The organism is Amycolatopsis sp. NPDC004368, from assembly GCF_053602515.1.
Map to the genome: position 1 here is coordinate 1 of NZ_JBSGDT010000053.1, position 25,625 is coordinate 25,625.

19 protein-coding genes and 1 pseudogene are annotated in these 25,625 nt (G+C 70.9%); 9 read left to right on the forward strand and 11 right to left on the reverse strand.

What is annotated here, in order from left to right; translation table 11 throughout:
• Positions 1–88: 88 nt before the first annotated feature.
• The 3 genes from ACWEOE_RS39440 to ACWEOE_RS39450 all read right to left on the reverse strand — a co-directional run bounded on the left by ACWEOE_RS39440 (position 89) and on the right by ACWEOE_RS39450 (position 2,198).
• A complete protein-coding gene (locus ACWEOE_RS39440) occupies positions 89–571 on the reverse strand; it encodes an N-acetyltransferase family protein (RefSeq protein WP_452018500.1) in 483 nt (160 codons plus the stop codon).
• 5 nt (positions 572–576) lie between these two features.
• Complete coding sequence (locus ACWEOE_RS39445; protein WP_452018502.1) at positions 577–1,167, reverse strand: acid phosphatase; 591 nt, start codon at positions 1,165–1,167, stop codon at positions 577–579.
• A 431-nt stretch (positions 1,168–1,598) separates the two neighbouring features.
• Positions 1,599–2,198 (reverse strand): dTDP-4-dehydrorhamnose 3,5-epimerase family protein, encoded by a 600-nt coding sequence (locus ACWEOE_RS39450; protein ID WP_452018504.1) that lies wholly within the window; start codon positions 2,196–2,198, stop codon positions 1,599–1,601.
• Between the two features lie 442 nt (positions 2,199–2,640).
• On the opposite strand from ACWEOE_RS39450, the gene ACWEOE_RS39455 reads away from it, so the two are divergent.
• On the forward strand, positions 2,641–3,828 hold the full coding sequence (locus ACWEOE_RS39455; protein ID WP_452018506.1) for an NAD(P)-dependent malic enzyme: 1,188 nt from the start codon (positions 2,641–2,643) through the stop codon (positions 3,826–3,828).
• A gap of 72 nt (positions 3,829–3,900) precedes the next feature.
• Here the strand turns inward: ACWEOE_RS39455 and ACWEOE_RS39460 are convergent, their stop codons facing one another.
• Positions 3,901–5,322: a bis-aminopropyl spermidine synthase family protein gene (locus ACWEOE_RS39460; protein ID WP_452018508.1), complete on the reverse strand. Its 1,422-nt coding sequence runs from the start codon at positions 5,320–5,322 to the stop codon at positions 3,901–3,903.
• A 94-nt stretch (positions 5,323–5,416) separates the two neighbouring features.
• Between ACWEOE_RS39460 and ACWEOE_RS39465 the strand changes: the two genes are divergently transcribed.
• From ACWEOE_RS39465 to ACWEOE_RS39480, 4 genes are read left to right on the forward strand one after another with little or no spacing between them, the layout of a single operon-like run.
• Positions 5,417–6,505 (forward strand): ABC transporter ATP-binding protein, encoded by a 1,089-nt coding sequence (locus tag ACWEOE_RS39465; RefSeq protein ID WP_452018510.1) that lies wholly within the window; start codon positions 5,417–5,419, stop codon positions 6,503–6,505.
• Complete coding sequence (locus tag ACWEOE_RS39470; protein ID WP_452018512.1) at positions 6,505–7,203, forward strand: ABC transporter permease; 699 nt, start codon at positions 6,505–6,507, stop codon at positions 7,201–7,203. Before ACWEOE_RS39465 ends, ACWEOE_RS39470 begins: the two co-directional genes overlap by 1 nt.
• A complete protein-coding gene (locus ACWEOE_RS39475; protein ID WP_452018514.1) occupies positions 7,200–7,898 on the forward strand; it encodes an ABC transporter permease in 699 nt (232 codons plus the stop codon). The genes ACWEOE_RS39470 and ACWEOE_RS39475 overlap by 4 nt, the downstream gene beginning before the upstream one ends.
• Entirely contained in the window at positions 7,895–8,791 is an 897-nt protein-coding gene (locus ACWEOE_RS39480; RefSeq protein WP_452018516.1) for an ABC transporter substrate-binding protein, read from the forward strand. The genes ACWEOE_RS39475 and ACWEOE_RS39480 overlap by 4 nt, the downstream gene beginning before the upstream one ends.
• On the opposite strand, the gene ACWEOE_RS39485 is transcribed toward ACWEOE_RS39480, so the two are convergent.
• Together ACWEOE_RS39485 and ACWEOE_RS39490 are read right to left on the reverse strand one after the other, a co-directional pair.
• Positions 8,788–8,913 (reverse strand): hypothetical protein, encoded by a 126-nt coding sequence (locus tag ACWEOE_RS39485; RefSeq protein WP_452018518.1) that lies wholly within the window; start codon positions 8,911–8,913, stop codon positions 8,788–8,790. The two genes, ACWEOE_RS39480 and ACWEOE_RS39485, sit on opposite strands and share 4 nt — an antisense overlap.
• Positions 8,914–8,923: 10 nt before the next feature.
• Positions 8,924–9,442: a GNAT family N-acetyltransferase gene (locus tag ACWEOE_RS39490; protein ID WP_452018520.1), complete on the reverse strand. Its 519-nt coding sequence runs from the start codon at positions 9,440–9,442 to the stop codon at positions 8,924–8,926.
• A gap of 176 nt (positions 9,443–9,618) precedes the next feature.
• On the opposite strand from ACWEOE_RS39490, the pseudogene ACWEOE_RS39495 reads away from it, so the two are divergent.
• Positions 9,619–10,833: pseudogene (locus tag ACWEOE_RS39495) on the forward strand (S8 family peptidase); the annotation flags it as partial.
• 17 nt (positions 10,834–10,850) lie between these two features.
• On the opposite strand, the gene map reads toward ACWEOE_RS39495, so the two are convergent.
• Entirely contained in the window at positions 10,851–11,642 is a 792-nt protein-coding gene (gene map / locus ACWEOE_RS39500; protein ID WP_452018522.1) for a type I methionyl aminopeptidase, read from the reverse strand.
• A 120-nt stretch (positions 11,643–11,762) separates the two neighbouring features.
• On the reverse strand, positions 11,763–15,515 hold the full coding sequence (locus tag ACWEOE_RS39505; RefSeq protein ID WP_452018524.1) for a multifunctional oxoglutarate decarboxylase/oxoglutarate dehydrogenase thiamine pyrophosphate-binding subunit/dihydrolipoyllysine-residue succinyltransferase subunit: 3,753 nt from the start codon (positions 15,513–15,515) through the stop codon (positions 11,763–11,765).
• A gap of 322 nt (positions 15,516–15,837) precedes the next feature.
• On the opposite strand from ACWEOE_RS39505, the gene ACWEOE_RS39510 reads away from it, so the two are divergent.
• Positions 15,838–16,134 (forward strand): hypothetical protein, encoded by a 297-nt coding sequence (locus ACWEOE_RS39510; RefSeq protein ID WP_452018526.1) that lies wholly within the window; start codon positions 15,838–15,840, stop codon positions 16,132–16,134.
• A 208-nt stretch (positions 16,135–16,342) separates the two neighbouring features.
• Here the strand turns inward: ACWEOE_RS39510 and ACWEOE_RS39515 are convergent, their stop codons facing one another.
• The gene (locus ACWEOE_RS39515) at positions 16,343–20,104 is read right to left on the reverse strand and encodes an ABC transporter ATP-binding protein (protein ID WP_452018528.1); all 3,762 of its coding nucleotides are present in this window, start codon (positions 20,102–20,104) and stop codon (positions 16,343–16,345) included.
• A 1,014-nt stretch (positions 20,105–21,118) separates the two neighbouring features.
• Positions 21,119–22,234, reverse strand: a complete 1,116-nt coding sequence (gene ald / locus ACWEOE_RS39520) for an alanine dehydrogenase (RefSeq protein ID WP_452018530.1) — start codon at positions 22,232–22,234, stop codon at positions 21,119–21,121.
• A 185-nt stretch (positions 22,235–22,419) separates the two neighbouring features.
• Here ald and ACWEOE_RS39525 point away from each other — a divergent pair, with 185 nt between their 5' ends.
• Positions 22,420–23,361, forward strand: coding sequence for a zinc-binding dehydrogenase (locus ACWEOE_RS39525; protein ID WP_452018532.1), 942 nt, complete (start codon positions 22,420–22,422; stop codon positions 23,359–23,361).
• A 121-nt stretch (positions 23,362–23,482) separates the two neighbouring features.
• On the opposite strand, the gene ACWEOE_RS39530 is transcribed toward ACWEOE_RS39525, so the two are convergent.
• Complete coding sequence (locus ACWEOE_RS39530) at positions 23,483–25,027, reverse strand: PucR family transcriptional regulator (RefSeq protein WP_452018534.1); 1,545 nt, start codon at positions 25,025–25,027, stop codon at positions 23,483–23,485.
• Between the two features lie 78 nt (positions 25,028–25,105).
• Here ACWEOE_RS39530 and ACWEOE_RS39535 point away from each other — a divergent pair, with 78 nt between their 5' ends.
• Positions 25,106–25,483, forward strand: coding sequence for a VOC family protein (locus ACWEOE_RS39535; RefSeq protein ID WP_452018536.1), 378 nt, complete (start codon positions 25,106–25,108; stop codon positions 25,481–25,483).
• The last annotated feature ends 142 nt before the right edge of the window (positions 25,484–25,625 follow it).

Sequence of the window (25,625 nt, forward strand, 5' to 3'; positions counted from 1 at the left end):
ACCCCAAACCCTTCGTCTGGACCAAAACCGCCGACCAGATCCTCGACACCCTCGCCGCATACTGCCAACGAATTAACGACTCAGGACACTAGGCCTCGGTGGCCAGTGCCTTCAACGGCGCGTCGGTGAGCCGGTACGTCGTCCACTCGTCCTGTGGCAGCGCGCCCAGCGCGCGGTAGAACCCGACGGCCGGGTTCCAGTTCAGCACCGCCCATTCGAGCCGCTCGTAACCCTGCTCCACGCACTCGGCCGCCAGCGCCGCCAGCAGGGCCTTGCCCAGCCCCGAGCCGCGCAGTTCCTCGCGCACGTAAAGGTCTTCCAGGTAGATGCCGTGCACCCCGCGCCAGGTCGAGAAGCTCAGGAACCACAGCGCGAACCCGGCGACACGGCCGTCGACTTCGGCCACGTGGCCGAACAACGCCGGGACGGGGCCGAACAACGCCTTGTGCAGCTGGGGTGCTTCGAGGTGGCACTCCTCGGGCATGCGCTCGAACTCGGCCAGCGCGTAGACGAGTTCTACGACGGCGTCGACGTCTTCGGGGCGGATCCGCCGCACTCGGGGGTCGGGCACGCGGATCAGCCTTCCAGCGCGGGCAGCAGGTTGAGGTGTTCGATCTGCGGTTCGCCGCGCTCGTCGCCGAGCACCGCGATGCCGGCCGGGTCGAGTCCGAAGTGGACACCCGCGGCCGGGGGCAGGCCGACCCAGCGCGCCACGAGCACGCGGCTGAAGTGCCCGTGGCCCACCAGGACCACGTCGCCGTTGTCGATCTCGCGCCGCGCGCGGTCGAGCACCTTGTCGGCGCGTGCCGCGACGTCGTCGGCGCTCTCGCCGCCGGGGATCGGGTGCGTCCACACGGTCCAGCCCGGGTCGGTCTCGCGGATCACGGGCGTGGTGACGCCTTCGTAGTCGCCGTAGTCCCACTCGGCGAGTTCTTCGGTGACCTCGTCCACGCGCAGGCCGGCGAGCTCCGCCGTGCGCTTCGCGCGTTCGCGCGGGCTCGAGATCACGAGCTTGGGGCCGCCGAGCAGGGTGCGCAGGGTGCCGCCCGCCGCGCGCGCCTGGTCCTCACCGGCCGCGGTGAGCGGGATGTCGGTGCGTCCGGTGTGCCTGCCGTTCACGGACCACTCGGTCTGGCCATGTCTGAGGAGAAAAAGCCGATGTGCCACGAGCCCGAATATAGCCCCGCCCCCGTTCGCGGGCAGGTCGTCCGCCGTGCTTGCCCACTGGCGAGCAGGGACGCGGGACGGTGCGATGGGCACGAGTCCGACGTTCGCGATGTCGCCCCGGGCCGGCCGGCGAACCGGGCGGTACGCAGCTGTTTTCCGCCGCGGTGTGCTCGCGCGTGCCCTGCTTCTGCACCGAGCTGCCGTCGGTGAAGGAGTCCCGGCCGGGGCACTGTCCGGTCGCTGCGCCGAAGTGGTGGGTGTCCACAACCACATTCGAACGGGCCGTCGCCGAACTGGCGCGGCTGCCCGAGTTCCGCGAGAAATAGACCGGCGTCACATTTCGCGCTTTTGACACAACCTGTTCGCGAACAAAACCCGCAACGTGGGCACTTCACTTGCGATGTGGTTCCGAATTCCGTGAAACCACGGCCTCAGCCACGGAGCTTGTCGTAGAACGCCGTGCAATCCGCGTACGAGGGCAGCAGACCCTGCTCTTCGGCCTGCGCCAGCGTGGGCGCGGATCGGTCCTTTTCGGACACGATCGGCGTCAGGTCCGCGGGCCACGGCAGGTCGAGGGTGGGGTCGAGAGGGCTGATGCCGTGCTCGCCCGACGGGTTGTACGGCTCCGAGCACAGGTACGCCATCGCCGTGTTGTCCTCGAGGGCGACGAACGCGTGACCCAGGCCCTCGGCCACGTAAACGGCGCGGAAATCCTTGGCGTCCAGCAGGACGGCGTCCCACTGGCCGAAGGTGGGGGAGCCGGTGCGGACGTCGACGATCACGTCGAGCAGCGAGCCGGCGGGACAGTAGACGTATTTCGCCTGGCCCGGCGGCACGTCGGCGAAGTGCACGCCGCGGATCGTGCCCCGGCGGGAGACGCTGTGGTTGGTCTGGCCCACTCGCATCGGGTGCCCGGTGGCCTTCAGCAGCGCCTCTTCCTGGAACGGCGCGACGAACGATCCGCGCTCGTCGGGGAACGCGCGGGGGGTGAACTCGTAGGCGTCGGCGATCTTCAACGGGCGGAATTGCATGTGGCCACCTTATCGAGTGCCCCGAAGGCGCGGTGGCCGTGATCACTGAATCGGTTCTGAACATTCAACGAAACCGGACGGACGTCTTGGGATCAGCGAATTCCCGGCGGTTTTCCTCGGGAAGTCCCTGGAATCTGTGACATGAGCCGCACCGAGGGTTCGGTGCCCGAGGGCCTCCTGTCATGATTGACGGACCGCAGCGTCCGCGGCCATCAACCACACCCCACGGATCGGATGGCCGAAGTGACGCCTCGCCGACAGGCCGGCGCTACCGCGCTGGGCTGCCGTCCGGAGGACAAGTTCCATCGGCGCCGGGTGCGCCTTCGCCCGCCGCCAGTGGTCCCCCGCTCGCAGTCCCAGGAGTAACCCAGTGACACGGATCCACCCCGCGAGTTCCGCGTTCGCTTCAGCGCGAACTGCGGAAACGACGACAGGAAACCCGATGACCGACCAGGCCAGCACGGCCGCCACCGTCGCACCGGTGACGGACGCCGAGATCTTCACCGGGCACGAGGGCGGCAAGCTCTCCGTGGCGGCCACCCGGCCCATCTCCGACCCGCGCGACCTCTCGATCGCCTACACGCCCGGCGTGGCGAAGGTGAGCCGGGCGATCGCGGAGGACGCCGCCCAGGCGAAGCGGTACACCTGGGCCGACCGTCTCGTGGTGGTCGTCAGCGACGGCACCGCCGTGCTCGGCCTCGGCGACATCGGCGCGAGCGCGTCGCTGCCCGTCATGGAGGGCAAGTCGGTGCTGTTCAAGACGTTCGGCGGCCTCGACTCGATCCCGCTGGTGCTCGACACCACCGACGTCGACGAGATCGTGGAGACGCTGGTGCGCCTGCGCCCGTCGTTCGGCGCGGTGAACCTCGAGGACGTCTCGGCGCCGCGGTGCTTCGAGCTGGAGGACAAGCTCAAAGCGGCGCTCGACTGCCCGGTCATGCACGACGACCAGCACGGCACCGCGATCGTCACGCTCGCGGCGCTGCGCGGGGCGAACCTGGTGCTCGACCGCGCGATCGCCGATCAGCGCGTGGTGATCTCGGGTGCGGGCGCGGCCGGGGTGGCCTGCGCGAAGATCCTGCTGGAGGCCGGCGTCGGCGACGTGACCGTGCTCGACTCGCGCGGGATCATCCACACCGGACGCGACGACCTCAACCCGATCAAGCAGCAGCTGGCCGGCATGACCAACTCCTCGGGCCTCACCGGCGGTCTCGCCGACGCGCTCAAGGGCGCGGACGTGTTCCTCGGCCTGTCGAGCTCGAAGGTCGACCCCGAGCTGCTGGCCGGGATGGCCGACGACCCGATCGTGTTCGCACTGTCCAACCCGGACCCGGAGATCCACCCGGCCGACGCGGCGCGCCACGCGGCGATCGTCGCCACCGGGCGCAGTGACTTCCCGAACCAGATCAACAACGTGCTGGCCTTCCCGGGTGTCTTCCGCGGTGCCCTCGACGCCGGTGCGCGCGCGATCACCGAGAACATGAAGCTGGCCGCGGCCGACGCCATCGTCGCCGTGTCGACCGACGATCTCGGCCCCGACCGCATCGTGCCGAGCCCGCTCGACCCCCGCGTCGCCCCGGAGGTCGCGGCGGCCGTGGCGAAGGCGGCGGTGGCCGACGGCGTGGCCTGACGTCTCGAGCCGAAGGGGCTCTCCGCGCAGGGTGTGCGCGGGGAGCCCCTTTTCACGTTGTTGGTCGCGAACTCAGCGCAGCAGCTCCACGAGCCGGTGCCGTGGGACATCGACGAGCCGCAGGTCGACGAGGTCGGCCGGCACGTCGAGCGCGACGTTCGCCAGGCGGGCGTGCGCGCGGGTCAGGAGTTCCGACGGGTCGGGCACCGCGTCGGCGGTGACGACGGCGTGGCGGTTGTCCGGGGTGCTGCGCAGGAAGCGCAGGCGGTACTTGCCGGCCACCAGGTCCGTGAGGGCTTGCTGCGCGGCGGCGTCGGCGAGGTCCGGGTGGTTGTTGGGCACGAGCAGGGCCAGCCGCCGGGCGTTGGTGCCGAGCAGGGTGCGCAGCAGCCACGGGCCGGGGTCGGCGGTGAGGTCCATGGCGACGGCGTCGCCTTCCGGGCCGGACATGGACCAGTCGACGGGCCGGGTTTCGAGGGCGAGGCCGCCCTCGGCGGCGACGTCGCGCAGTGCCGAGAGCAGCGCGGGTTTCGTGCCGGTGGCTTCCACGGCCTGCGGGCCGTGGGTGTAGATGGCCGACTTTCCCTTGCCCCGTCCCGTTTTGCGGGCCTTGGCGGTGGGCTGGCACACGTAGAGGTCGGCGGCGGCGCCGATGGCCTGGGCGCCGTCGTAGCGGTTGAAGTCGGGCAGGATCGCCTCGAAGGTGAGGCCGAGCGTGGCGAGCGAACGCTGCACCTGGGCGCCGAGCGCGGGGTGGCGGGGGCTGTAGCCGTACGCCAGCAGGATGCGCCCGTCGGTCGGCTCGCGCAGGGCCTGCACGGCGCGCGCGGCGAAGAGACCCATGCCGTCCGGGGTGTAGGGCGGGTCGCTGAACACGAGGTCCGCGCGGGCGGTGACGGCGGGCGGCAGGCCGACGCGCAGGTCGGCGTGGGCGGTCCGGATCCCGCGGCCGCTCGTGGAGTCCAGGTAGGACAGAACGCGCTCGTCGAGGTCCACCACGGTCAGCTCGGCCTCGGGGCAGACGGCGTGCACGGCCAGCGACGTGAGGTCGTGGTCGCCGAGGAAGAGCAGCCGCGAGCGGCGCAGGTCGTAGCGGGCGTTGAGCCACAGAGCACGCCGCAGCACCGTCTCCGGCGTCGCCTGCACGTGGTCGAGCGCGGCGAGCGGCGCCGGCACGGCGGCGACCCAGCCCGAGATCTCGCCGAGCAGCTCGGAATGCGCGGCCACGGCGTCGTCGAGTGGATCGGGCAAGGGCGGCAACCGGTAAGCCTCGTACGCGGGCAGCGCGGCCGGGGCGATCCGGACACCCGCCGCAGAACGCTCCAGATCGCTCTCCAGCGCGCCTAGCACGTCCTCGACGCTGCGCCGGGGTGCGGCGGCCAGCCGGACCAGGTCGGCCAGCTCGCGGGGACCGGTCCTGAGCAGGTCGATCACCTCGTACAGCGGGCGCACGCCGGCGCCGTAGGCGGCCAGGACGTCGTCGAGAGCGGTCACGGGCGTTTACCCTAATGGGCCACTGTGCGGGAAGAGCTGCCAAGCCCCGTCGAGTGGGCTACGGTCGATCTGCATCTGACGTGGGGAGTAGTCCGTGACGATCGAGTTCCGCGATGTGACCAAACGCTATCCGGATGGCACGGTGGCGGTGAACGGGCTCTCACTGACCGTGGACGACGGCACCATCACGGTGCTGGTCGGCCCTTCGGGCTGTGGCAAGACCACGTCGCTGCGCATGATCAACCGCATGGTCGAGCCGACGTCGGGCGCCGTGCTGCTCGACGGCAAGGACGTGAGCGAGGGCGACCCCGCGCTGCTGCGCCGCGGCATCGGTTACGTGATCCAGCACGCCGGCCTCTTTCCACACAGGACGGTGCTCGACAACATCGCGACCGTGCCGCTGCTGTCCGGTTGGGACAAGCGCAAGGCGCGGGCTCGCGCGGGTGAGCTGCTGGAGACGGTGGGCCTGCCCGTCGAACTCGGCAAGCGGTACCCGGCGCAGCTCTCGGGTGGCCAGCAGCAGCGGGTGGGCGTGGCCCGGGCGCTCGCGGCCGACTCGCCGGTGCTGCTGATGGACGAGCCGTTCTCGGCCGTCGACCCGATCGTGCGCGAGGAACTGCAGGACGAGCTGCTGCGGCTGCAGTCGCAGCTGGGCAAGACGATCGTGTTCGTCACCCACGACATCGACGAGGCCGTGCGGCTCGGCGACAAGATCGCGGTGCTGCGGGTGGGTGGGGTGCTCGCGCAGTACGGCACGCCGTCCGATGTGCTGCGTCACCCCGTCGACGACTTCGTGGCCTCGTTCGTCGGCCGCGACCGCGGTTACCGGGGGCTGTCGTTCGTGTCCGCGAACGGCGTCGAGGTGTCCCCTGTGGACGTCGTCGAGCTCGGGACGAAGCTGGCGGAGCCCACGAAGGACTGGCAGCTCGTGGTGAACTCCGAGAAGCAGCCCCGCGGTTGGCTGCCGCCGAGCTCCACTGTGGACGGTGAGCTGAGCGAGGGTGACCTCGTGGCCGGCGGTTCCCTCTACATCCAGGGCACGCCGATCCGCGGCGCGCTCGACGCCGCGCTCTCGTCGCCCGCCAGCCTCGGCGTGGTCGTGGACGACGGCCACCGCGTGGTGGGCACGGTCGTGGCCCGGCAGGTCCTGGACGTGATCGAGGCCACGCCGCAGGCGTCCTGATGGACGGGTTCTTCGGCGAGCTCGGGCGGTACCTGGGCAGCGCGAACAACCGCGGCGAGATCCTGGGCGACCTCGGTGAGCACATCTACCTCGCGCTCGTGCCGCTGGTGATCGGGATCGTGCTGGCGATCGCGCTCGGCTGGCTCGGGCACCGCTGGCAGCCGGTGCGAAGCGTGCTGCTGGTCGTGTCGAACCTGCTGTACACGATCCCGTCGCTGGCGTTGTTCGTGGTGATCCCGGGCCTCATCGGCACGAAGATCCTCGACAGCGTGAACGTGATCGTCGCGCTCACCGTCTACACCACCGCGCTGCTCGTGCGCCCGGTGCTCGACGCGCTCGACGCCGTGCCGCCGCACATCATCGCCGCCGCCACGGCCATCGGCTACCGCGCGCCGCGCCGGTTCCTCGGTGTCGAGCTGCCACTTTCGGTTCCGGTGCTCGCCGCGGGCGTGCGCGTGGCGTCGGTGAGCAACATCAGCCTCGTGAGCGTCGGGGCGCTGATCGGCACCGGCGGGCTGGGCGTGCTGTTCACCGACGGCTTCCAGCGCGAGTACTTCTCGCCGATCGTGGTCGGCATCGTGCTCACGCTGCTGCTGGCGCTGGTCGTCGACGTGGTGCTGGTGCAGCTGCGCAACGCGCTGACCCCGTGGGAACGTGCGGGTCGTGCCGCACTCGTCGTCGAGGGGGCCGCGGCGTGAACGTCTTCGACTGGGTTACCACGACAGCCAACTGGGAGGGTCCGGACGGGGTCTGGACGAGGCTCGGCGAGCACGTCGGATATGTGCTGTTCGCGCTGGTCATCGCCGTGGTGATCGCGTTCCCGCTGGGCCTGTGGGTGGGGCACACCGGCCGCGGCGCCGTGGTGCTCGTGGGCGCGGGCAACGCGATCCGCGCGCTGCCGACGCTGGGGCTCGTCACGTTCCTGTTCCTGCTCTTCACCGAGAGCACCACGGCCACGATCATCGGGCTCGTGGTGCTGGCGATCCCGCCCATCCTGGCCGGCACGTACGCGGGCTTGCAGGCGGCGGAGCACGATGTGGTCGACGCCGCCGAGGGCATCGGCATGACCGGTTGGCAGCGGCTGTGGCGGGTCGAGCTGCCGATCGCGCTGCCGCTGGTGCTGGGTGGGATCCGCAACGCCGTGCTGCAGCTGATCGCCACGGCGGCGGTCGCCGCGTACGTCGGGCTCGGCGGCCTCGGCCGGTTCCTGCTCGACGGGCTGGCGATCCTCGACTACCCGGAGGTCGTCGCGGGCGCGATCCTCACGGCGTTGCTGGCGATCGTGTTCGACCTGGTGCTCGCCGCGGTGCAGCGCGCCTTGGTGCCTCGCGGTGTCCGCCTCGCCGCCCTGGCGACCACGGGCTCGGCCGCGGCGGCGGGAGGTGTGGCGTGAAGCGCCGGCTCGTGGCTCTTTGTTGTTCGGCCGTGCTGCTGGCTGGCTGCGGCAACCCCCTGGCCGGTGGTGGCGAGGGCGGTCCTTCCGGGAAGATCATCATCGGCGCCTCCGACGTCGGCGAAAGCCTGCTGCTGGCCCAGATCTACGCCGGCGCGCTGCGCAACGCGGGTGCCGCCGACGTGACGGTGCGCCCCCCGGTCGGCAGCCGCGAGGTCGTGGTGAAGGCACTGCAGGACAAGTCGCTCTCGGTCGTCCCGGACTACAGCGGGAACCTGCTGCGCTACTTCGACAAGGACACGTCCGCGACGACGTCCGAAGAAGTCTATCGGCAACTGCGGCAAAAACTCCCGGCCGGCTTCGAGGTGCTCGACCAGGCACCCGCGCAGGACAAGGACCTCCTCGTGGTGCGCCCCGAGCTGGCCGCAGCCGGCGTCCGCACCTTCTCGGACCTGGGCCGCCGCTGCGGCGAGCTGGTGATGGGCGGGCCGGGCCAGTGGAGCAGCCGCTGGAAGGACCGCATCAAGCAGCTCTACGGCTGCACCTTCAAGGAAATCCGCACCACCGACACCGGCGGCCCCGTGACCGTCGCGGCGCTGAAGTCGGGCGAGGTCCAGGTGGCCGACCTCTTCAGCACCTCCTCGACGATCAAGTCCAACGGCTTCGTGCCCCTCGACGACGACAAGAACATGTTCCCCGCGCAGAACATCGTGCCCCTCGTCGCCCGCGGCACCCTGTCGCCGTCGGAGGTGGCGGCGTTGAACCGCGTGTCAGCGGCGTTGACGACGGATCAGCTGACGGAGCTGAACGTCCAGTTCACCGACGAGAAACGCAACCCGCTGGACATCGCCGAGGACTTCCTGGCGCGCAACGGTTTGAAGGCGTTGACCTAACGGAACTCGTGCACCGGGTAGAAAATCGGCTGCTCCGGCAACCTCGGCGGCCACGCCCGCCACTGAAGCTCCCGCACGAGCTCCAGCTCCACCGGCCCGGTGGCTCGCCACAGGGTGGTCATCGTTTTTCCTTCACAGTCGGTCGAACGCAGGCGCGTACCTGAAGGCGCCCCGGTTTTCCTCGGTGCAGGCGGTGAGGGCGCGGGCTTGGAAGTGCGCCGCCCACTCGGCCACCGGTGGCGTGATGCCGAGCTGCCCGGCCAGGACGAACCCGAACCGGTGGTAGTACCCCGGATCACCCAGCAGGACCACCAGCGCGAAACCGAGTGCATCGGCGGCCCCGAGCGTGGTGTGCACCAGTGCCGACCCCGCTCCGGCGCGCTGGAACTCCGGCAGGACCCCGAGTGGCCCCAGGCCCACGGCGCTGCTCCCGTCTTCGCCCAGCTTGCCGGGGCTCGAGCAGACGTGGCCGATCACCTCGCCCTTGTGCTCGGCGACCAGCGACAGCTCGGGAATCAGGTCACCGTCGCCCCTCAGCTCGTCGACGAGCACGGCCTCGGGCACCGTGGTGAGCCCGGGCTGCGCGAACGCGGCCGTGTGCACGGCGCGGACCGCGGTCTCGTCGGTGCGGACGGCTCTGCGGATCAGCATGGGGTGAATTCTTCCGGGCCGCGCGCGCAGCGGTAAAACCGTTTTCCGGCCCGCGGGAATGGTCCGAACAGCGCAACGCGGTGAAAACCTCCGGGACGACTCTTCTTCCAGCGACCGGGGCCGCGCACCTAGCCTCAGGCCAACTGGTGTCCGCGCTGGTCGAGGAGGGACGAACTGTGCGCAGATCTCGGGGAACAGTGACCAGAAACCTGGCGATCGCGGGGAGTGCCGCCTCGATCGCGACCGTCACCGTGTTCGGGGGCGGCGTGGCGTCCGCCCAGGAGGGTCCGATCGTCGGTGCGGGTGCGGCCGGCGCGGTCAAGGACAGCTACCTCGTGGTGCTCAAGGACGGCACGTCGGTGGAGGCGACCGCGAGGAACGTCGCCGGGCGCCACGGGGGCTCGGTCGAGCGCACGTTCTCCAAGGCGCTGCGCGGCTTCACCGGCACGATGTCCGAGACGCAGGCCAAGCGCACCGCCGCCGACCCCGCGGTGTCCTTTGTGGAGCAGAACCGCGTGCTGCACGTGCTGGCCGATCAGCAGGACCCGCCGTCGTGGGGTCTCGACCGCGTGGACCAGCGGGAACTGCCCCTGGACGAGGACTACAGCTACCGCACGACGGCCGCCGACGTGCACGCGTACGTGATCGACACCGGGATCAACCTCACGCACTCCGAGTTCGGCGGCCGCGCCGTGTCCGGGTACGACTTCGTGGACAACGATTCCGACGCCACCGACTGCTACGGCCACGGCACCCACGTGGCCGGCACGATCGGCGGCGAGACCTACGGCGTGGCGAAGGAGGTCAGCCTCACCGCCGTCCGGGTGCTCGACTGCACCGGCAGCGGGACGACCGACCAGGTCGTCGCCGGCATCGACTGGGTCACCGAGAACGCCGAGGCACCGGCCGTGGCGAACATGAGCCTCGGTGGCCCTGTCTCCGACGTGGTGGACGAGGCCGTGGAGCGCTCGATCGCGGCAGGGGTCACGTACGGAATCGCGGGCGGCAACTCCTACGGCGCCAGCGCCTGTGACGCCTCGCCGGCCCGCGTGCCCGACGCGATCACGGTCGGCGCCACCACGGACACCGACGCCAGGTCCGCCTTCTCCAACACCGGCACCTGTCTCGACCTCTTCGCGCCGGGCACCGCCATCACGTCCGCCTGGATCGGCGGCGACACCGCGACCAACACCATCAGCGGCACTTCGATGGCGGCTCCGCACGTGGTCGGCACCGCCGCGCTGTACCTGGCGGACCACCCGTCGGCCACCCCCGAAGAGGTGCGCGACGCGCTCGTGGACACGGGGACGAAGGACGAGATCACCGACGCGGGCACCGGGTCGCCGAACGTCCTGGTGTACTCCGGTCCCGACGACACCGGCGACCCTGACTGACCGACCGGCGCGGGTCACCCGGCGGAAGCGGAAACCTCCGCCTCACGCCGGGTCAGGACCAGCGGCCCGTCTTCCGTGATCGCCACCGTGTGTTCCGAATGGGCCGTGCGGGAGCCGTCCGCGGAGCGGATCGTCCACCCGTCCGGGTCGAAGACGATGCGGTCGGTCGTGGCGGCGAACCAGGGTTCCAGGGCGAGGGTCAGGCCGGGGCGCAACTGGAGGCCGCGGCCGGCCTTGCCGCGGTTGGGCACGTGGATGTCCTCGTGCATGGTGCGGCCGATGCCGTGGCCGCCGAATTCCGTGTTGACCGGGTAGCCCCGCGAGGCGGCGACCGCGCCGATGGCGGCGGAGATGTCGCCCAAGCGGTTGCCGGGGACGGCGGCGGTGATGGCGGCCTCCAGGGCGTCCTCGGTGGCGCGGATGATGCGGACGTCGTCGGGCGCGGGCGTGCCCACGATGACCGTGCGCGCGGAGTCCGCCGCCCAGCCGTCGATGGTCACGGCGAGGTCGGCGGTCACCACGTCGCCGTCGCGCAGGACGTAGGAGTGCGGGAGGCCGTGGAGGACGGCGTCGTTGACCGAGAGGCAGATGACGTTGCGGAAGGGGCCCTTCCCGAACGACGGCGCGTAGTCCCAGTAGCACGACTCGGCGCCGCGGCGTTTGATCATGCCGCGGGCGTGGTGCTCCAGGTCCAGCAGGTTGACGCCGACGTCGGCGAGGTCGCCGATCTCGGTGAGCACCTCGGCGACGAAGCGCCCGGTCACGTGCATGCGGTCGATTTCCGCAGGTGACTTCAGTTCGATCAAGGAAACCCCGCCAAAACGAAAGGTATAGTTATACCGCGAACCTTAGCACTGGCCGGTATAGAAATACCAAAGAGGCCGCCACGGGCGCAAAACCCGTGGCGGCCTCCTCGAAAACACCGATCAGTCGAACGCCTTGGCGATCAGCGCCTTCTGCTCGACCTCGTGCACCTTCGACGAACCGGCCGACGGCGCGGCCATCGGGCGACGCGACACGACCTGCAGGCCCGCGAAGACCTCCGGGAACTTGCGCGGCAGGTTCAGGCCGAAGAACGGCCACGCGCCCTGGTTCTCCGGCTCCTCCTGCACCCACGCGATCTGCTGCGCATTGCTGTAGCGCTCGATGGCAGCCAGCAGCTTGCGCTTCGGCAGCGGGTAGTACTGCTCGATGCGCACGATCGCGACGTCGTTCGCCTCACGCTTGGCGCGCTCGGCCACGAGTTCCCAGTAGAGCTTGCCCGAGGTCAGCAGCACCTTGCGCACCGACTCGGGGTTCGGCGTCGTGTCGTCGATGACGGACATGAAGCGGCTCTGCCCGGTGAAGTCCTCGACCGCCGACGTCGCGGCCTTGTTGCGCAGCATCGACTTCGGCGTGAAGACCACCAGCGGGCGCTGGATGCCGTCGAGGGCGTGGCGGCGCAGCAGGTGGAAGTAGTTCGCCGGCGTCGAGGGCACCGCGACGGTCATCGAGCCCTCGGCGCACAGCGACAGGAACCGCTCGATGCGGCCCGACGTGTGGTCCGGGCCCTGGCCCTCGTGGCCGTGCGGCAGCAGCAGCACGACGTCGGAGCGCTGGCCCCACTTGGCTTCACCCGAGGAGATGTACTCGTCGATCACGGTCTGCGCGCCGTTGACGAAGTCACCGAACTGCGCTTCCCACATCACGAGCGACTCGGGGTTGGCCACCGCGTAGCCGTACTCGAAGCCGACGGCCGCGTACTCCGACAGCGCCGAGTCGTAGATCATCACGCGGCCCTGGCCCTCGGCCAGGTTCTGCAGCGGCGAGTACTCCTGGCCCGTCTTGCGGTCGATGAACACCGAGTGCCGCTGCGTGAACGTGCCGCGGCGCGAGTCCTGGCCGGACAGCCGCACCAGTCGGCCCTCCATCGCCAGCGAACCGAACGCCAGCAGCTCGCCGAAGGCCCAGTCGACGTCGCCTTCGCGCGACATCTTGTGGCGGCGCTCCATGACCGGCTTCACGCGCGGGTGCGGGCTGAAGCCCTCGGGCACGTTGATGAACGCGTCGCCGATGCGCTCCACGACCTCCGTCGTGACGGCCGTGGTGACCTTCGCCGGCACCTGCTGCTCTTCCTCGACCGAGGGGCTGGCCTTCGCCGGGTGCTTCTCGAGCTCGCGCACCTCGTTGAAGACGTGCTCCAGCTGGCTGGAGAAGTCGCGCAGCGCGGCCTCGGCCTCTTCGACGGAGATGTCCCCGCGACCGATCAGCGACTCGGTGTAGATCTTCCGGACCGAGCGCTTGGTGTCGATGATGTCGTACATCGCCGGCTGCGTCATCGAGGGGTCGTCGCCCTCGTTGTGGCCGCGGCGGCGGTAGCAGACGAGGTCGATGACCACGTCCTTGTGGAACGCCTGGCGGTACTCCACGGCCAGCTGCGCCACCCAGTGGGCGGCTTCGGGGTCGTCGCCGTTCACGTGGAAGATCGGCGAGCCGATCATCTTCGCGACGTCGGTGGCGTACTGCGACGAGCGCGAGTGCTCGGGCGCGGTGGTGAAGCCGACCTGGTTGTTCACGATCACGTGCACGGTGCCGCCGGTGCGGTACCCGCGCAGCAGCGCCAGGTTCAGCGTCTCGGCCACGACGCCCTGGCCCGCGAAGGCCGCGTCGCCGTGCATCAGGACGGGCAGTACCGAGTAGCCCCCTGTGGTGCTGTCGCCCTTGTCGAGGATGTCCTGCTTCGCGCGGACGATGCCCTCGAGCACCGGGTCCACGGTCTCCAGGTGCGACGGGTTCGAGGCCAGCGACACCTTCGTCTCGCCGTCGCCGAACATCCGGAAGTACTTGCCCTCGGCGCCGAGGTGGTACTTCACGTCGCCGGAACCGTGGGCCTGGCCCGGGTCGAGGTTGCCCTCGAACTCCTGGAAGATCTGGCTGATCGGCTTGCCGACGATGTTGGCCAGCACGTTGAGGCGGCCGCGGTGCGGCATGCCGATCACGACCTCGTCGAGCTCGTGCTCGGCGGCCTTGTCGAGGATGGTGTCGAGCAGCGGGATCGCCGTCTCGCCGCCTTCCAGCGAGAAGCGCTTCTGGCCCACGTACTTCGTCTGCAGGAAGGTCTCGAACGCCTCGGCGGCGTTGAGCTTCGAGAGCACGTACTTCTGGACGGTGGCGTCGGGCTTCTCGTGCGGGATCTCCACGCGCTCCTGGATCCAGCGCCGCTCCTCGGGGTCGAGGATGTGCGTGTACTCGATGCCCACGGTCCGGCAGTACGAGCCGCGCAGCACGCCCAGGATGTCGCGCAGCTTCATCTTCTCCTGGCCGGCGAACCCGCCGACCGGGAACTCGCGGTCGAGGTCCCAGAGGGTGAGGCCGTGGGAGATCACGTCGAGGTCGACGTGGCTGCGCTGGCGGTAGTTCAGCGGGTCGGTGTCGGCCATCAGGTGACCGCGCGTGCGGAACGCGTCGATCAGCTCGATCACGCGGGCGGTCTTGTCGACCGGGCCCTCGGGGATGTCGGCGACCCAGCGGATCGGCTCGTACGGCAGGCGCAGGCTGGTGAAGACGTCGTCGTAGAAGCCGTCTTCACCGAGCAGCAGCTCGTGGATGCGCTTGAGGTACTCGCCCGACTCCGCGCCCTGGATGATGCGGTGGTCGTAGGTCGAGGTCAGCGTCATGATCTTGCTGACGGCGAGGTCGACCAGCGTCTTCTCGCTCGTGCCCTCGAACGCCGCCGGGTACTGCATGGCGCCGACGCCGATGATCGCGCCCTGGCCCGCAGACAGGCGCGGCACCGAGTGGTTGGTGCCGATGCCGCCCGGGTTGGTCAGCGAGATGGTGGTGCCGGCGAAGTCGTCCGCGGTGAGCTTGTTGTTGCGGGCCTTCTTGATGATGTCCTCGTACGCCTGCCAGAACTGCAGGAAGGACATGTCTTCGACGGCCTTGACCGAGGCCACGACGAGGGTGCGCGCACCCTCCTTGCCCTTCATGTCGATGGCGAGGCCGAAGTTCACGTGCTCCGGCGTGACCGCGAACGGCTTGCCGTCGATCAGCTGGTAGTGCCGGTTCATGTTCGGGAACGACTTGAGCGCGCGCACCATCGCGTAGCCGATGAGGTGCGTGAACGAGATCTTGCCGCCGCGCGTGCGCTTGAGGTGGTTGTTGATGACGATGCGGTTGTCCGCCATCAGCTTCGCCGGGACGGCGCGCACGCTCGTCGCGGTCGGGACCGTCAGCGACGCGTCCATGTTCTTCGCGATCGCGGCCGCCGCGCCTCGCAGCTGCTTGGTCTCCGGCTCTTCCTTCGCGGCCGGCTCCTTCGCGGCGGCTGCGGGGGCCGGCTTCGCGGGGGCGGCCTTGGGGGCCGGCGGCGCGGGCGGCGCCGCGGCGGGCTTCGCCGGGGCGGCGGGGGCCGCGGGGGCCGCGGGGGCCGCGGGGGCCTTCGCCGGGGCCGCCGGCGCCGAGTTCTGGACCGGCTTGGCGGCCGGCTCGCTCGCGTGGCCGTTGGTGCCGGTCGCCGCAGGGGCGCTCTGACGCGCACTGTCGGCCTTCGCCTGTGCCGTCTGCGTCGGCTTGAAGTCAGCGAAGAAGTCGTGCCAGGCGGCATCGACTGAGGAAGGGTCCGCGAGGAACTGGTCGTACATTTCCTCGACCAGCCACTCGTTGGGGCCGAACTGTGACGCAGGGCTGCTGCTGGACACGGCTTGGGCTCGCCTCTATCCGTCTCGATCTTGTCTGTGCTAATGCGCCTACCAGGCTAACCCCCTCCGTGATGGCCGTGTGATGGAACTGCCCCGTGTGAGGCCTGGCGCACTAGGGGATCGGTCACTGACTCGATCAAGTGTCCTGCGGGGCGGACTTCGGGGGTGCCGCCGAATCGGCTGTCACGACCATTTCGGGCACCGTTGTCGCCCCCTTCGCCGAGGCGCCCGCGTGCGTTCACGCCCACCGGGTGCACTGACGGGAGGATGCGGCCCACGTCGGCTGTGCGGCCGCCCCGGACCTCCGAGGTGGTGTGGCGCGATGTGGCTGGTCGAGTGTCCGTCGTCCTGGGACCAGGGGCTCATCCGCCCCCTCGTGGTCTCGAGCGGCAAGGTCGTCCTGATGTGCGACTCCTGCGGTGTGGTCTGGCACACGCCCGCGGACATCGACGAGTTCCAGCACGTGGAACCCTGCGAACCCGACTGGTCGATCGACCAGGACGACCACGTCCGTCCCGGCACCTTCCGCTGGGCTTCGCCGGCGGAGGTCACGTCGGCCGGCTGGGGTGAGCTGGCCTGGCGGGAGCTGCCGTACTCCGAGGTGCCCGCGGCCACCTGAGCGCGCGCCGAGCGCCGGCGGGCGCTCCTGCCCGCTCTGCCCGCCCATTCGTCCCGGTGGCCATCCGCCGGAGCGCCGGCTTGAGCCAGGTCATCCGCACCTGCTTGAACAGCGCCGAACGTGCCGGTCGCCGAGGCTCGTCGGTGATCTCCGGTGAGTACGCCCGGCACCGTGTCCGGCATCGGTGCCTGGTGAAGGCTTTCCCGCCTCACCCCAGGGACCACAGCCGAGCGTAGTGGCCGTCCGCGGCCAGGAGGTCGGCGTGCGTGCCCTGTTCGATGATGCGGCCGTGGTCCAGCACGATGATGCGGTCGGCCTTGGCTGCGGTGGCCAGGCGGTGCGCGACGACGAACGTGGTGCGCCGGCGGGAGAGGCGTTCGGTGGCGTGCAGCACGGCCGCCTCGGTGGACGGGTCGAGGGCGGCGGTGGCCTCGTCGAGCAGCAGGACGTCGGGGTCGACCAGCTCGGCGCGCGCGAGGGCCACCAGCTGGCGCTGGCCCGCGGACAGCGAGCGGCCGCGTTCGCCGACGGGCTGGAGGAAGCCGGCGGGCAGGGCGGCGACGCCGTCCAGGGCGCCGACCGAGCGGACGGCCGCCTCGACCTCCGCGTCGGACGCCGAGGGACGTCCGTAGCGGACGTTGTCCGCGACGGTGCCCGAGAACAGGTGCGCCTCCTGCGGCACCACGCCCATGCGGGCCCGCAGGCCGGGCAGGTCGTACTCGCGCACGTCGACACCGTCGATCAGCACGGCGCCGCCCGTGGCGTCGTAGTAGCGGGCCACGAGCTTGACCGCCGTGGACTTGCCCGCGCCCGTCGCGCCCACCAGAGCGACGGTCTCGCCGGGCGCCACGTCCAGGGACAGCTTCTCCAGCGCCGGCTGGTCGGCGCCGGTGTAGGAGAAGTCGACGTCCTTGAACGTCACCTCGCCGCTCAGGTGCTCCGGCAGCGCGATCGGCTGCGCGGCGGGCGGCACCGACGTCGGCGTGCGCAGCAGGTCGCCGATGCGGGACAGGCCGACGGCCGCCTGCTGGTACCCGTCGAACACCGCCGACAGCTGCTGGATCGGCGAGAAGAACTGCTGCAGGTACAGCAGGAACCCGAGCAGCACGCCCGCCTCCAGCGTCCCCGCGGCGACGCGGTTCGCGCCGACCACCAGCACCGTGGTGGTCGCCAGATCCGACAGCAGCGCCACCAGCGGGAAGTACGTGGCGACGTACCGCTGCGCCCGCAACCGCGAGCGCCGGTACGCGTCGCTGCGGGAAGCAAAGGCCTCCGCGGAACGCTCTTCGCGCGTGTACGCCTGGGCGACCCGCAGACCGCTCACGTTCTCCTGCAGGTCGGCGTTGACCACGCTGACCTTCTCGCGCGCTTCGGAATACGCCCGCGACGCGACCCGCCGGAAGATCACCGTGGACACCAGCAGCACGGGCAGCAGCGCGAGCGCGTACAACGCCAGCGACGCGTCGGTGACCAGCAGCGCCACCGTGATGCCCACCAGCGTCAACACGCTCACCACCGCGGTGGCGAGGCCGGTCTGCAGGAACGTGGACAACGCGTCGACGTCGGTGGTCATCCGGGTCATGATCTTCCCGGACAGCTCGCGCTCGTAGTAGTCGAGCCCGAGCCGCTGCAGGTGCGCGTAGCTGCGCACGCGAAGCGAGTACAGCACCGTCTCCCCGACGCGCGCGGTGAGCCGCGTCTGACCGCGCACCACGAACCAGTCGGCGGCGACCACCAGCGCGCCGATGCCGGCCATCACCCAGATCACGCTTGCGACCCCCGGCTGCACACCGTGGTCGACCCCTCGCTGGTACAGCGCGGGCAAGGCCAGCGACGCCAGCGCGTCGGCCGCCACCAGCGCGATCACCGCGATCAACGGCCACCGCACCGGACGCAGCAGGCGCGAGAGGCGGAACTGCGGGTCCGCGGCGGTGATGTCCACTTCGGACAGTCGTGGCCGGTCGCTCGCCGGCGGCAGTTTTCGCACGCCCTCCAGCAGCTCCGGCGTCGGCGGCACGTCGGCACCCCCGCCGCTGCCGACGAACCCGGTCCCGCCACCCGGCGTGCCCCCGCGCGCGGCGGCGGCCTCGGCCAGGGCGTCGACCTCGTCGCGGTCGTCGTCGCGTGGCCACAGCACCGCGGTGGTGCCACTGGCGTCGGGTTCGAGGGCTTCGCAGCGGTGCGGCTTCTCGACGTCGTCACCCGGGCCCGCCACGAGCTCGCGGAACAGCGGGCAGCGCGCCTGCAATTCCTCTTCCGTGCCGACGTCGACCACCTTGCCCTGGTCGAGCACGGCGATCCGGTCGGCGAGCTGCAGCGTGGACCGGCGGTGCGCGATGAGCAGCGTGGTGCGCGTGGCCGTGACCGCGCGCAGCGTGTCGTGGATCGCGGCCTCGGTGACGGTGTCGATCGCCGATGTCGCGTCGTCCAGGATCAGCACGCGCGGGTCGGTCATCAGCGCCCGCGCGAGGCCCAGCCGCTGGCGCTGCCCGCCCGAGAGCGTGAGGCCGCGTTCGCCGACCTCCGTGTCGTAGCCCTGGGGCAGGGCGCGGATGAACTCGTCGGCCTCGGCCGCGCGCGCCGCCGCGTACACCTCTTCGTCGCTCGCATCGGGGCGGCCGTAGGCGATGTTGTCGCGCACGGACGAGGAGAACAGGAACGCTTCTTCGAACACCACGCCGATCGCCTGCCGCAGCTGCTTCAGCGGCAGGTCCCGCACGTCGACGCCACCGATACGCACCACGCCGGCCTGTGCGTCGTAGAACCGCGGCAGCAGCAGCGAGATCGTGGACTTGCCCGAGCCCGCGGTGCCGACCAGGGCGAGTGTCTCGCCCGGCCGGGCTTCGAGGGTGAGGCCGTCGAGCACCGGTTCGCTTCGGGTATAGCCGAACTTCACGTCTTCCAGTTCGACGCCGAGCGCGCCCTCGGGCAGCGGCCGCGGGTCGGGGCGGTCGACCACGTCGGGCTGGGCGTCGATGAGCTCGTACACGCGCTCGGCGCCCGCCCTCGTGAGCTGGGCCTGCACCACCAGGCTCGACAGCATCCGCGCGGGGCCGATCAGCGTGGCCAGGTAGGTGGCGAACGCGAGGAACGTACCGAGGCTGATCTGACCGTTGAGCGCCAGGACGCCACCGATCGCGAGCACCGCGACCTGCCCGGCGGCCGGCAGCGCGGTGGTCGTGGCCGTGGGCAGCGCTGAGAGCTTGGCCGCGCGCAGCCGCTCGGCGAACAGCCGCCGCGCCGTGCGTTCGAGCCGCGAAACCTCACGCGACTCCTGCCCGAACCCCTTCACGACGCGCACGCCGGTGACGGTTTCCTCCACCTGCTGCGCCACGTCGGCCGCACGCTGCTGGGCCGACCACGTGGCCGGGAACAGCCGTTTGCGGCTCAGCGTGACGATGATGCCGACGGCCGGCGCCACCACCAGCGCGATGAGCGTGAGCAGCGGCGACATCCACAGCATCGCCCCCAGCGCGAGCGCCGCGAAGATGACCGACCCCGCCGACAGCGGCACCTGCATCAGCAGCCCGGTCACGAGCTGCAGGTCGGAGATCGCGCGCGAGACCACCTGGCCGGTGCGCAGCGCGTCCTGCTTGCCGCCGTCAAGTCGCGAGACGGCGCCGAACACGCGGTTGCGCAGGTCGTGCTGCACGTCGAGCGCGAGCCGCCCGCCCACGTATCGCCGCAGGAACGCCGATCCGAACGCCACCACCTGCAGCGTGACCAGCGCGGCCGCGATGCCGGCCAGGCCCGAGGTGTGACCGGCCACCGCGTCGTCGACCGCCGTGCGCACGAGCAGCGGGCTCGCCGCCTGCACGCCCACGGACAGGATCGCCGCGGTCATCGCGAGCACCACCACGGCCCGGTGCTCCCAGCACGCGGCCGCGAGCCGCCGGACCCAGCCGACGGGTGGGGCCGGTGTCTCAGCAGCCGGACGGTCTTGACGCGCACGCGTCGCAGTGGTGGTCACGTTCTCAATCTAGGCATGGGCACCGACTTTTTATTCCGCCTCGGCCAGACCGGTCCGCCGGATCGCCCACACGGACGAGCGAATCGCGAGCACAAACTTGTTACCCCACAACGACTTCCGCCAGCAGCTCACGTTCTACGCCGGCGGCTCACGTTGGGTCGGCAGCCTTCCGCGCTGTGGGGGTTGCGGGGGCTCGGCCCGCGGGCATTACCTCGCCCCTTCCCGGGGATGCACGTTGTGCGTGCAGGGTGGCATCGGCGGCTCACGTTGGGTCGGCAGCCTTCCGCGCTGTGGGGGTTCCGGGGGCTCGGCCCCCGGGCATTACCTCGCCCCTTCCCGGGGATGCACGACGTGCGTGCAGGGTGGCATCGGCGGCTCACGTTGGGTCGGCACCCCTCCGCACCGTGGGGGCTCCGGGGGCTCGGCCCCCGGGCAATACCTCGCCTCTTCCCGGGGAGCGCGATGTGCGTGCAGGGTGGCATCGGCGGCTCACGTTGGGTCGGCAGCCTTCCGCGCTGTGGGGGTTGCGGGGGCTCGGCCCCCGGGCATTACCTCGCCTCTTCCCGGGGAGCGCGATGTGCGTGCAGGGTGGCATCGGCGGCTCACGTTGGGTCGGCACCCCTCCGCACCGTGGGGGCTCCGGGGGCTCGGCCCCCGGGCAATACCTCGCCCCTTCCTCGGGAAGCACGAAGTGCGAACAGGGGGAGGCAAAGGGGCGACCCGCTCAACCAGCCTGGGGGTCACTGGGAGCGGGTCGCCGAGTACCAGCTTAGGTAATAAAGGCCGAGTTCGCTCCTCGGGGTCTTCAACGAACTTCGATTACTTCTCCACGTAGTGCGCCGGTAACCGGTGAAGAAGCACGTTCAGAATCGTGAAACCCCTCGTCAACGTGGGTCTGGCCGCGGATCGCGTACCGGTGGCCGGGACTCGGAGCGTGACGAAGGTCGCGCTGAAACACGAGGGGCCCCCGCTGGTTCGCGGAGGCCCCTCGAGGCGCCAGGTGGTTCGGGAAGGTCACGCCAGGGCGGTCGCCAGGGGCGTGTGGGGCAGGCCGTGGGCCACGGCGACCGGCTCGTTGGTGAGCACGCCGGCGTGGGTGTTGAGGCCCTTGGCGAGCGACGCGTCGGCGTTGAGGGCCGCGTGCCAGCCGCGGTCGGCGAGCTGCAGGGCGTACGGCAGCGTGACGTTGGTGAGGCCGTAGGTCGAGGTCCGCGGGACCGCGCCCGGCATGTTCGCGACGCAGTAGAAGACGGACTCGTGCACGCGGTAGGTCGGGTCGTCGTGCGTGGTCGGGCGCGAGTCGGCGAAGCAGCCGCCCTGGTCGATGGCGATGTCGACGAGCACGGAGCCCGGCTTCATGTGCGAGACGAGGTCGTTGGAAACCAGCTTCGGGGCCTTCGCGCCCGGCACCAGCACGGCACCGATCACGAGGTCGGCTTCCAGCACGGACTGCTCGACCGACAGGCGGTTGGAGGTGACCGTGCGGATGCGGCCGCCGAAGTCGTTGTCGATCTGACGCAGGCGGTCGACGTTGGTGTCGAGGATTTCGACGTCGGAGCCCAGGCCCAGTGCCACGCGGGCGGCGTTGAGGCCGGCGACACCACCGCCGATCACCACGACGCGCGCCGGGTGCACGCCCGGGATGCCGCCGGGCAGCACGCCGCGGCCACCGCTGGGCTTCATCAGCGAGTACGCGCCCACCTGCGGCGCCAACCGGCCCGCGACTTCCGACATCGGCGCGAGCAGCGGCAGCGCGCCGGTGGCCGTCTGCACGGTTTCGTACGCGATCGCCGTGGTGCCCGCCGCGAGCAGGGCGTCGGTCAGGGGCCGGTCGGCCGCGATGTGGAGGTAGGTGAACAGCACCAGGTCCTTGCGCAGGCGGGGGTACTCCTCGGCGATGGGCTCCTTCACCTTGAGCACCAGCTCGCCCTCGGCCCACGTCTCGTCCGCCGTGGCGAGCACCTTCGCACCGGCGGACACGTACTCCTCGTCGGAGATCGACGACCCCACCCCGGCGCCGGTCTCGACGAACACGTCGTGACCACGCCCCACCAGCTCGTGCACGCCGGCCGGGGTCAGCGCGACCCGGTACTCGTGCTTCTTGATCTCACGGGGAACGGCGATACGCACGGCGGCCTCCTGGCGGCGGAATCGGTTCGAGGTGCTGCCACTCACGGTGATGCACCCGGACGGCGGTGTCATCATGCGCGCGGGACAGTTCTTTCGCTATTTCATGGTGCTCGGAGGACAAACCGGTTGACCTCGACCGCGGTCGAGGTTGTTGGCTGTCGCACCTGGTGGTGAAAGGGGTGGGCATGCGCGCGGTGTGGTTGAGGGAGTTCAGCGGACCCGAGGTGCTCGTGGCGGGGGATGCGCCCGATCCGGTACCGGGGCCGGGGCAGGTGCTGATCGAGGTGGCGTTCGTGAACGTGACGTTCGTGGAGACGCAGTTCCGCGCGTCCGGCTTCGGACCTTCGCGGGCGCAGCTGCCGATGATCCCCGGCAACGGCGTCGGCGGCGTGATCAGCAACGTCGGCGACGGCGTCGAGGGGTCCCTGGTGGGCCGGCGCGTCGTGACGTCGACCGGCGGCAGCGGCGGCTACGCCCAGCGCGCGGTGGTCGACGCCGCGCTGGTCTTCCCGGTACCCGACGCGCTGTCGCTGGACGCCGCGGTCGCCCTCCTCGCCGACGGCCGCACGGCCACCGGCCTCGTGCACGCCGCCGCGGTTTCCCCGGGCGACCGCGTCCTGGTCGAGGCCGCGGCGGGCGGCGTCGGCAGCCTCCTCGTGCAACTCGCGAAAGCCGCGGGCGCGCAGGTCATCGCGGCGGCGGGCAGCACTGAGAAACTGGCACACGCCCGGGACCTCGGCGCATCGGCGGTGGTGGACTACACCACACCCGACTGGACCTGCGCGGTCGGCCCACTCGACGTGGTCTTCGACGGCGTCGGCGGGGCTATCGGTACCGCGGCCTTCTCCCTCGTCCGCCCCGGCGGCCGCATGGCGGTCTACGGCCTGTCGAGCGGCTCGTGGGCGGCAGTGTCCGAAGAGGACGCCCACGCCCGCGGCGTCACGCTGATCCGCTCACTCGGCGACGCGGCCGCGCTGCGGGGGTTCACGGAGTCCGCGCTGGCCGCTGCTTCGGCGGGCCACCTGACGCCGGTCATCGGGCAACGCTTCCCGCTGGCCGCCGCGGCTGATGCGCACGCGGCGATGGAGGCGCGGGATACGGTGGGCAAGACTTTGCTGGTGGCATGAAGGATTTTGACGCTCTTCGAGCGAAGGACGTGGCAGAGTCCTCACCCGGCCATCGACAGGCGCGCGACGATGAAGCGTGCGCGGCACGAACCGGCCCGTCAGGCGCAGGAAACCTACGCCCTCAACTCCACCGCAAAGCAACCAACTGCGTGATCAACGCCAGCCGCACGTCCGGATCCTCCAGATCCAACGGCACCAGCTCCAACAACCGCTTCATCCGATACCGCAACGTGTTCGGATGAATCCTCAACTCCGCCGCAGCCGCCCGCGGATCGCCGGGATGGCGAAGCCACTCGTACAACGTATCCACATACCCGGCCTTCGTCGCCTCATCATGCGCGCGCAACCGCCCCAAGGGCCCCAGATCCGCAACGCGCGCGGCAACCGCACCGGTAGCAGCCCGATGCAGAACCAGTGAAGTCCACGCCTCCTCGTACGCCAGCACCCGCCCCGGCACCAGCCCGGCGCGCAGCAGCCCCAGCGTTTCGTCCGCCTGCGCTCGGGAAGTGGCGAGCGCCGACACCGCCACGGGCGAGCCGGCGGCAGCACGCGGGACGCCGCCGCGGCGTGAGGCGGGGTGCAAGCCCAGGGCGTCGCGCAGGTCGGTCCAGGCGGGGCCGTCCGGGACGACCGCGTAGAGCAAGCCGCCGAGTTCCGTGGCGACCGGGCGGCGGCCGATGCCCTGGGAGATGCGTTCGAGCAGGGCGAGCCGGAGGCCCTCGGCGTCGCGGCCGTCGCCGCCGGTGACTTCGATGGCGACGACGCGGTGGGGGTCGTCGGAGAGATCGAGCTCGGCGACCACGCGGCGTTGGCCGGCGTGGCCTTCGAGGACCGCGCGCAGCAACTCGGCCGACGCGCGGCGCTGCGCGTCGGTGTGGGCGCGGCGGCGCAGCAGGTGCAGCGCGACGACCGGGGCGGCGTCGGCGAAGGCGGCCGCGCGTTCCTCGGACACCGGGCCCGCCACGACGGCCCACATCGAACCCAGCAGCTCACCGCCCATGCGGATGGGCACGATCAGCCGCGGCAGCGTGCCATCGCGCTGGGCGGGCACGAATATGGTCTGCCGGCCACGGGAAAGCTCGCGGAAGACGCCGCGCGAGCGGAAGCGCGCGAGCACGTCGTCGGGGATGCGGCGGCCCATGATCGTGGCGACGCGCGCGGGGTCCGTGAGGTCCTGGCGGGCCGAGTAGGCGAGCACACGCGAGTTCGTGTCCTCGATGGTCACGGGCGCGTCGACCACCGACGCGACCGCGTCGGCCAGCCGGAACAGGTCGCCCGAGCCCGGGTCGCCGCCGTCGTCGGGGGAGTCGGACTCCTCGTCGAGCGCGTCGAGCACCGTGCGCAGCAGCCACACCAGCTGGGCCCACGACGTCGCCGCGTGCACCTGGATCAACGCGATCCCCGCCGTCTTCGCCGCGCGCCGCACCGCGGCCGGAAGCGGGGGCTTCAGCAGCACAGCGGCGGCGCCTTGCCCGGCACTCAGGCGCACCAGTTCGGCCGCGTCGGTCGTCGCGACGCCCAGCACGAGGTCACCCGCCGCGACGCCCGCCGGCGCGCCGGGCTCGGCGATCACCACGTCGCCGGCCGCCGGGCAGTCATCGGGCAGGTGGAGCGCGTGGAGCAACGTCGGCCCCACTCGATCGACCACGCTGCGCACCGAGACCACGGGTACATCCTCGCCGAACCGCCGCCGGAACGCTCGGTGCGGGTAGCCTCGACGCACGCCGGCGGACGGAGGAAGACCATGGCCATCACGGGTGTCGGCAAGGTCGTCGTCGGCGTCGAGGACCAGGCGCGGGCGAAAGCGTTCTGGTCGGAGACCGTCGGGTTCACCGTGACCACCGACGTGCCCTACGACGATCGGGGCAACCGCTGGGTCGAGGTCACCGCGCCGGACGGCACGATCCTGGTGCTCAGCCCCGAAGACCGGCGTCCGGAGCAAAGAGCGGGACTCCCGACGTCGAACTTCTTCTTCCACGCCGACGACATCGTGAAGACCTACCACGACCTCGCGGCGAAAGGCGTGGACTTCCCGGCGAAGCCCGAGAAGCAGCCGTGGGGCTGGTGGGCGATGTTCACCGACACCGAAGGCAACCGGTTCGCCTTGCAGCAGCGTGACTGAGTCCGCAGTGGACGGTCACCGGATCGGCGGAGTCCGCCACCTTTTCGGGTGATCGGTTTGCGCGGTAGGTTGGCGGTGTCCTCCCAGTCCGTGGGAGCCCTTGGGTGGGCCGTTCAGGGGAGCTAGCTTCGTCCGAGGAGCC